Source organism: Gammaproteobacteria bacterium (genome assembly GCA_003696665.1).
Taxonomy (GTDB): Bacteria; Pseudomonadota; Gammaproteobacteria; order Enterobacterales.
Genome location: RFGJ01000227.1, coordinates 1 through 6,942 on the forward strand (window position 1 = coordinate 1; position 6,942 = coordinate 6,942).

Annotated in this window: 9 protein-coding genes; 1 reads left to right on the top strand and 8 read right to left on the bottom strand. The window is 51.0% G+C overall.

All coding sequences use genetic code 11. From position 1 onward, the window contains the following. Positions 1–48 precede the first annotated feature (48 nt). The 8 genes from D6694_06355 to astA form a co-directional block, all read right to left on the bottom strand. Positions 49–273, bottom strand: a complete 225-nt coding sequence (locus D6694_06355) for a helix-turn-helix domain-containing protein (GenBank protein RMH43946.1) — start codon at positions 271–273, stop codon at positions 49–51. Between the two features lie 167 nt (positions 274–440). Next, positions 441–1,175 carry a dienelactone hydrolase family protein gene (locus tag D6694_06360; GenBank protein RMH43939.1) on the bottom strand — a complete coding sequence of 245 codons (735 nt, stop codon included), beginning with the start codon at positions 1,173–1,175 and terminating at the stop codon, positions 441–443. A gap of 203 nt (positions 1,176–1,378) precedes the next feature. After that, positions 1,379–1,864 carry a DUF3106 domain-containing protein gene (locus D6694_06365; protein RMH43940.1) on the bottom strand — a complete coding sequence of 162 codons (486 nt, stop codon included), beginning with the start codon at positions 1,862–1,864 and terminating at the stop codon, positions 1,379–1,381. Then, the gene (locus tag D6694_06370) at positions 1,861–2,136 is read right to left on the bottom strand and encodes a hypothetical protein (protein ID RMH43941.1); all 276 of its coding nucleotides are present in this window, start codon (positions 2,134–2,136) and stop codon (positions 1,861–1,863) included. Before D6694_06370 ends, D6694_06365 begins: the two co-directional genes overlap by 4 nt. Further along, on the bottom strand, positions 2,123–2,596 hold the full coding sequence (locus D6694_06375) for a DUF3619 family protein (protein ID RMH43942.1): 474 nt from the start codon (positions 2,594–2,596) through the stop codon (positions 2,123–2,125). The genes D6694_06370 and D6694_06375 overlap by 14 nt, the downstream gene beginning before the upstream one ends. Then, positions 2,478–3,050 (bottom strand): RNA polymerase sigma factor, encoded by a 573-nt coding sequence (locus D6694_06380; GenBank protein ID RMH43947.1) that lies wholly within the window; start codon positions 3,048–3,050, stop codon positions 2,478–2,480. The genes D6694_06375 and D6694_06380 overlap by 119 nt, the downstream gene beginning before the upstream one ends. A 138-nt stretch (positions 3,051–3,188) precedes the next feature. Then, positions 3,189–4,529, bottom strand: a complete 1,341-nt coding sequence (gene astB / locus D6694_06385) for an N-succinylarginine dihydrolase (protein RMH43943.1) — start codon at positions 4,527–4,529, stop codon at positions 3,189–3,191. Between the two features lie 38 nt (positions 4,530–4,567). Beyond that, positions 4,568–5,593, bottom strand: coding sequence for an arginine N-succinyltransferase (gene astA, locus D6694_06390; GenBank protein RMH43944.1), 1,026 nt, complete (start codon positions 5,591–5,593; stop codon positions 4,568–4,570). Positions 5,594–5,746: 153 nt separating this feature from the next. On the opposite strand from astA, the gene D6694_06395 reads away from it, so the two are divergent. After that, positions 5,747–6,942: aspartate aminotransferase family protein (locus D6694_06395; GenBank protein RMH43945.1), on the top strand; the 1,196-nt coding region annotated here is incomplete at its 3' end.

Sequence of the window (6,942 nt, forward strand, 5' to 3'; positions counted from 1 at the left end):
CCAATGCTGGAAAGCTCATTCGTAAACGCCTGACCGCTTCGGCGTCTTTCATCGTCCAGCGTCTCTTTCGAAATATCCGAGGACGACGAGATGCCGGGTCAATGCCTTCACGCCACCATTCAATAAACGTTGGCGCCAACGGTAAAGCGTCGCGCGGCTTATGCCCAGTATGTCCGCCGCTTCCGACGCCGTCAGGCCATGTCCATTACGAAGGAGTTCAAATCGTTTGAGTTGTTCTAAGACAGCATGAGGCCCCTTCTTCGTATCCTCAATATCTCACATTTGTCTGAATCTGGTCATCCCCCTAAAATGGCCATTTTAGGGGGCCTTGTGAGTCGCGATGAAGGTAACAACCGGGAAATACAAATAGTTTATTTTTTCTTTGCATGTCTGACGATTATCGAGCAGGGCAGAACGATGCCTGTTCGATGAATTTCGGCTTAGAATACCTCTTCCAGATAACTCAACAGCCGTGCCCAAGATTTTTGGTCGGCGTCCTTGCGGTAGTTGGGTGAGTTGAAAACGGTGAACGCATGAGGTGCCCCGCCATAGGTGGTCATCTCGTGTTTGATGCCAGCGGACTCAAGCTGTTGCGCCAGTGTTGCGAAATCGTTCATTGTGATTGCGGTATCGGCTGAGCCGTGGAATACCATGACTGTGCCTGTTGTCTTACGGTAATCTTGCCCCTTGGGGGTTCTTAGCCCGCCGTGAAAAGTCACAAACCCATCAAGTGGCTCCCCAGCACGCGCCAACTCTAGCACTGCCGCCCCACCAAAACAGTAACCTATGGCGACCCCGCCTTGTTGCGCAGCCCCTCGTCTCCGCGCCTCGGCGAGCGCAGCCCGCATAAGGTTTCGCATTTTCTCGCGGTCTTTGTACAACTCACCCGTATGCTGACGCTTATCTTTGTTTTCTGTGGGGCGGATGCCTTTGCCAAAGAGATCTGCGGCAAACACGGCATAACCTTTCTCTGCCAGCATGTCAGCTCGCTTGATTTCATAATCTGTGAGTCCATCCCAATCATGGATCAAAAGGATAAGCGGAGCGCCTGGGGCCGGTAACGTAAAGTAGCCTTCAAACTCCTGACCCTGCCAAGTGTAGGTCACCAGTTGCCCAGCCCAAGTTGGCAATGCGAACAGGCTGAGAAACAGTATTTTTAAAAAAGATGCGCGCATAACGACTCCCTCTTGAGTGTCTCGTTGCTAGCTTGCGCAAAAATGCCGAAAACGTCAATCACGAGGCCAGTTGTCGGAGGTGTGTAGGTGGTAAAGAAAGTTTGTTGGCGCAAAAGCCGAAAGTGCGTACAAGGGGTTTATTTGTATGGTTGACCAATGCGGCCTGCTTGGCAAGCCGCATTGGGCTAACTGCTTCAATGATATCAAGGACGCCGCTGCCGTTGTCTTTGTCGCCATTTATGACGCAGACGTTGCCTCTGCTCGGGAGACAGTCGTCTCCAGCGTTCACGCAGTTGACGACGTTTATCAGGCGGCAAGGCTTTGAATCGTTGAATTTGCCGACGCAGTCGTTCGCGTTGTTCAGGAGGAAGCATTCGGAAACGCCGAAACATTTGGCGTGCGCGTTGCTTTTGTGCTGGAGTAAGTTTTTTCCAGCGTTTGAACCGTTCCTGAACACGTTTTCTTTCTTCAGGTGACATGCTCTGCCATTTCTGTAACCCCTGCAGTACCTTTTGGCGAGCCTCGGGTGACAGTTGCTGCCATCGGTCTTTAAATCTTTGCAGCATTTGCTGCTGTTGCGGCGTTAAACTGTCCCAATCATTGGTTTCCGCGGCTTTCGCTGGGGATGGTGTGAGTCCAATGCACACAAGCAGGCATATCATGCCAATCAATCGCCACCGACCATTCATGGCTGTTCTCCGCTTACTTTGGGTTGTGTCTCTTGCGTCATTTTGGCTTTTGCCTCTTTGTCCTTGGGCATTCCTCTCTGAACCAGACCAATCTCCGTGGGGTCAACGAACTTTCCGTTATCGTCTTGAAACTCGCCCAAAAACAATAACATCTCCAAACTAGGTATGGCGTCTTCCTTTTCAGTGTTATGCTTCGGACGCTCATTGGCGGCCAGGAGGTGGCTGCCTACTAAGGGAAGTACTGCAACCAACCAATAGTTATGCCGCCGCATCGTCTTCTCCACTTTCTTCTAGCCATAAATAAAATTCCATTTCGGCATAGAGCTCGACCGGCGCATCGCTTGCCAAGATTTCCAAGTCGGCAAACAAACTGGCAGAATCGGAGGGCGCATCGTTCACGTTGTTTGCATGCGGCCACCATAGCGTAAATGCCAGAAAACCCGATAATGCGGTTGTTGCCAATGCCAACCCAAACGTGCGGGCGGGTCGGCTTTGACGTGCCTCCTGCAAGGCCTCTGCCCTGGCTCTTTGCAAGGCGATTTGCGTGCGATAGTCAAGGCTGTCTGCTTCTGCATTCAGCGCTTGATTAATTTGGTCTGTGAAATCATCTCGCCTATTCATCGTCATCACCCCAGTCGTGTAGCTTTTCCTTGAGCGCGTTGAGTGCTCGAGACAAATGTGTTTTGACAGAGCCTTCTGAGCATCCCATTGCATAAGCCGTTTGCTTGACATCCAGGCCTTCCCAGATGCGCAGCATAAAAACTTGTTGTTGTCTCACCGAGAGTGTTTGTAATGCTTCAACGATTTTCACACTGGCCCGTTTAAGATCGACGGCCATACTGGGATCAGAGGCATCATGACCGGGATATTGTTCGAGGGGATCGCCGTAGTACTCGTCTTCGGCACGACCGCTACCGAGCCAACCAAAAAAACCTCTTTTAACTTTTTCTCGTCGATACCAATCCCGAATTCGGCTTTGAAGAATTTTGTAAAACAAGGGTTTCCATTCCGACTCTGGTTTGTCGTGGTACTTGCTGACCAACTTGGTCATCGCATCTTGTACAATATCCAGCGCTTCATCGTGTGAGTTGATGGCCATTTTGGCCATCACATATGCCCGGCGTTCGACGCTTGCCAGGAAACGGTCCAGTGCCTGCTTTTTCGCTTGTGTCAACACACCCGACATATGAGTGTTCCGCGTATCTGCTGTCTGGGAACGTGATGCGTCCAAAATGTATGTTGTGTACACAGCGCCAACCCATTTGTACATGCTTCATGATGGTTCCAAACGCACGTTCGCCAATTCGGTTGACGCAAGAACACATTAAGCCCCCAGTTTTTGAAATGGATAAACCGAGCCGAGCTTGAGTAGCTGAGTCAGCTCATCCAGGGCCGTCCGAGATTCCTGTAAGAGCTGAGGATCGGCCAAGTCCGCTTCGGTCAGGCGGTCGCGATAGTGCTTATTAACCCACGCAACCAAGGCCTCATAGCTATCAGTCGTTAGCCAGCATGCCGGATTGACCGCCTGTCGCTCAAGCTCACTCAAAACGACGCGCTGCCGCAAGCACGCTGGGCCACCACCATTCCGCATGCTCTGTTTGACATCGTAGATTCGTACTTCAGCAATTGGCCCATTGCTGTCAACCAGTTTCTCCAAGTAGGCTGCCACACGTGGGTTTTCTCGACATTCTGCGGGACAGACAAGTAACATGCGGCCATCTGGCCTTGCCAGCAATTGGCTATTGAATAAATACGTCGCTACGGCATCACTGACAGAGACATCCGCGTCACGGACTTCGATAAAATGAAGCGGCGTTTCGCTTTGCCAGGCTTCTTTCAGGGCCGTAAGGGTTTCATCCTTGTTGAGAAAAGCATGCTCATGAAAAAACAGAACATTCAAATTGCCCACACAAATTACGTCATTGTGAAAAACCCCCTGATCAATGACGTCCGGATTTTGTTGGGCAAAAACGGTTCTTTGGGGATCAAGTTGATGCAGTCTGGCGACGGCTTCTGAGGCCTCTCTGGTTTGACGGGCGGGAAATCTTTTCGGTGCGGGTTTGGACAAGTCGAACGCATAGCGGCCAAACACAAAAAAATGTACGCCTTTGGCGTCATAACTAGGTGCTAGGCGCGTATGGTTGGCAGCCCCCTCATCGCCAAAATGTTCGCCTTGAGGCAATGCCGCATGATGCACGAAATGCTCGCCGGAAAAGATTTTTTTCAGTAATTCGGCGGTTTGCGGCCACTCGATGGAACGGTGAAATTTATTGGCCAGATTCGCAGGGGTAAAATGAACTTTGCGATCGGCAGTGTCTGTGCTCGGTGCCATTGTGCAGGCGTTCGCTGTCCACATGCTTGATGCCGATGCGCAAGCCACCAGCACTTTGGGGGCTTGTTTGGCCGCCTTTTGAATGACTTCTTCGTCAGTGCCTGAGAAGCCAAGTTTTCTCAGCGTGTAGACATCTGGGCGCTCAAGCGGCGGAATAATGCCTTGCAAATAGCCCATATCGGCCAAGGCTTTCATTTTCAACAGCCCTTGCAGCGCCGCTTCTTTGGGGTTCGATTCGGAGGCGGCATTGGACAGTGATGCCACATTGCCCAACGATAGTCCTGCATAGTTGTGGGTTGGGCCGACTAGACCGTCAAAGTTTGCTTCGTACATAGTATCCTCATGTGAAATTCAATTTTCCAAAGCCATTGTTATCGGCGATAGGGTGCCACACGAATGGTGTCGCCTTTGTTGATGTTAAGACGTTCTGCCACCCGCTCAGATATGATGTAACCTTCTTCCTGAGTGCCAAGCAATGGCGCCACAACCGCCCTAAAACCAGCAAGCCGAGTATTGGAAATAAGATGCATGACACCTAGTTCGCTATTCTGATTTTCGATTTCGGTGACAACCCCTGTCCTCGATTCACGAACCGTGGTGATTTTATCTGTTTCGCACTCGATGGTTGGGCCCGCATCAAATATATCCACATATTTACGATAGCGGAAACCATCAGATTGCAGCAGCTTGAGGGCCGGCCGGGTATGCGGGTGGACCTGCCCTATCACTTGCCTTGCTTCTTCCGGCAATAGACACGTATAGATCGGATGTTTCGGCATGAGTTCGGCAATGAACTGGTTGGAACCCAAGCCGCTCAATCGGTCAGCTTCGGCAAAGCTCATGGAAAAAAAGTGCCGACCAAGGGCTTCCCAAAACGGTGAGCGGCCTTGCTCGTCACTGTAGCCACGCATTTCAGCAATGACTAGATTGGCAAACCGCTCGGGAAACTGAGCAAGGAATAAGAAGCGAGCCTTCGATAACAGGCGCCCGTTATGTCCTTTGCGATATCGGGGTGATAAAAAGAGTGTGCACAATTCTGTGGCGCCCGTGTAGTCATTCCCTAAAAACAGGGTTTCAACCTGATTATGTACACCGAGGGTATGGCTGGAGTGCACAATCGTTCCAACCTTGTAGGTGTAGAAGGGCTGCTTCAAGCCGACGGCGGCTTCAAGGGCACTGGTCCCGATGACTTCACCGTCGTCATTTTCAAGCACGAACAGGTAGTATTCGTCGCCCGCCGCCTGAACGCTTTTGTCGAATGATGCTTGTGAATGCAATACTTTTTGTGTCAAGCGTTCACGGTTTGCGGGTAGTGTGGTAAGCCCATGACCAGCTTCCAAAGCCAGTTGGTACATGGTCTCTACGTCGTCAAGTTGTGCAGGACGAACAACGACCATAATGTACGTCTTTATCGATCCCAAAGACTTTCATTATACAGAACTGTTGACCAAAGCGAATGATAAAAAAGTTGCGTGACCGGCTGGAATTTATGACGCGAAAAGCGCACTATAAGCGCACCTGAGCAAACCAAGTGTGATGTAAGGTTGGATATGAGTTATCAGCGAAGTGATTTCGACAAATGGATGGTACCCAATTACAACCCGGCCAAAATCATTCCAGTACGTGGGCAGGGCTCTCGCGTTTGGGATACGGAAGGGCGTGATTATATTGATTTTGCGGCTGGTATCGCGGTCAATGCGGTTGGCCACTGTCATCCAAAGATTGTGGACGCCTTGAAAGCGCAGGCAGAAAAACTGTGGCATGTCTCCAACGTTTTTACCAATGAGCCGATCCTGGCATTGGCAGAACGGTTGGTCAGACACACTTTTGCTGAAAAAGTCTTTTTCGCTAATTCCGGCGCAGAAGCGAATGAAGCAGCGTTTAAGTTGGCGCGTAAATATGCCCATGATCACTTTGGTGAAGAGAAATCGGAAATCATCGCGTTTTACAAGGGCTTTCATGGTCGGACATTGTTTACCGTCAGTGTGGGTGGCCAAGCCAAGTACACTCGGGGGTATGAGCCTTTGCCAGCTGGCATCCGCCATCTACCTTACAATGATATTGAGGCGTTGACTGATGCGGTGAGCGATAAGACATGTGCTGTGGTGCTTGAGCCCATTCAGGGTGAGGGCGGGATCATCCCAGCGGAACGTGATTTTATTCAGGCGGCGCGGGCCGTTTGTGACAAACACAACGCGCTTTTGATCTTCGATGAGGTCCAGACGGGAGTGGGACGGACGGGCAAGTTGTATGCTTATGAGCATTTTGGCGTGACGCCAGATATTCTCACGACGGCCAAAGCGCTTGGTGGCGGCTTTCCGGTGGGCGCGATGCTGACAACAGCAGACATTGCGGCAAGTTTTGGCATTGGTTCCCATGGTTCGACCTATGGTGGCAATGCCCTAGCAGGCGCAGTCGGTTGTGCGGTGTTCGACATTGTCAACCAACCCGAGGTGCTTGACGGCGTTGTCACAAAGGGACAACAGCTGCAAGAAGCGCTGTCCCGGTTTGCCGAACAATATAAGCTATTTGATCGCCCGCGTGGCATGGGGCTCATGATTGGTTTGCCAATGACAGAAGCCTGGCAGGGACGTGCCAAAGAGGTTATCACCGAAGCTTTGTCAGATGGGGTGATGCTGCTGATTGCTGGTCCAGATACCATTCGATTGGTTCCGTCACTGCTTATCAGTGATGAAGAAATTCAGGAAGGTCTCAAACGGTTTGAAAAGACTTTGCAACGATTGTC

Excerpts from the sequence above, each read along its gene's own strand:
- D6694_06365 (RMH43940.1), bottom strand. The coding sequence starts at position 1,864 with ATGAATGGTCGGTGGCGATTGATTGGCATGATATGCCTGCTTGTGTGC.
- D6694_06370 (RMH43941.1), bottom strand. The coding sequence starts at position 2,136 with ATGCGGCGGCATAACTATTGGTTGGTTGCAGTACTTCCCTTAGTAGGC.
- astB (RMH43943.1), bottom strand. The coding sequence starts at position 4,529 with ATGTACGAAGCAAACTTTGACGGTCTAGTCGGCCCAACCCACAACTAT.
- astA (RMH43944.1), bottom strand. The coding sequence starts at position 5,593 with ATGGTCGTTGTTCGTCCTGCACAACTTGACGACGTAGAGACCATGTAC.
- D6694_06360 (RMH43939.1), bottom strand. The coding sequence starts at position 1,175 with ATGCGCGCATCTTTTTTAAAAATACTGTTTCTCAGCCTGTTCGCATTG.
- D6694_06375 (RMH43942.1), bottom strand. The coding sequence starts at position 2,596 with ATGTCAAGCAAACGGCTTATGCAATGGGATGCTCAGAAGGCTCTGTCA.
- D6694_06380 (RMH43947.1), bottom strand. The coding sequence starts at position 3,050 with ATGTCGGGTGTGTTGACACAAGCGAAAAAGCAGGCACTGGACCGTTTC.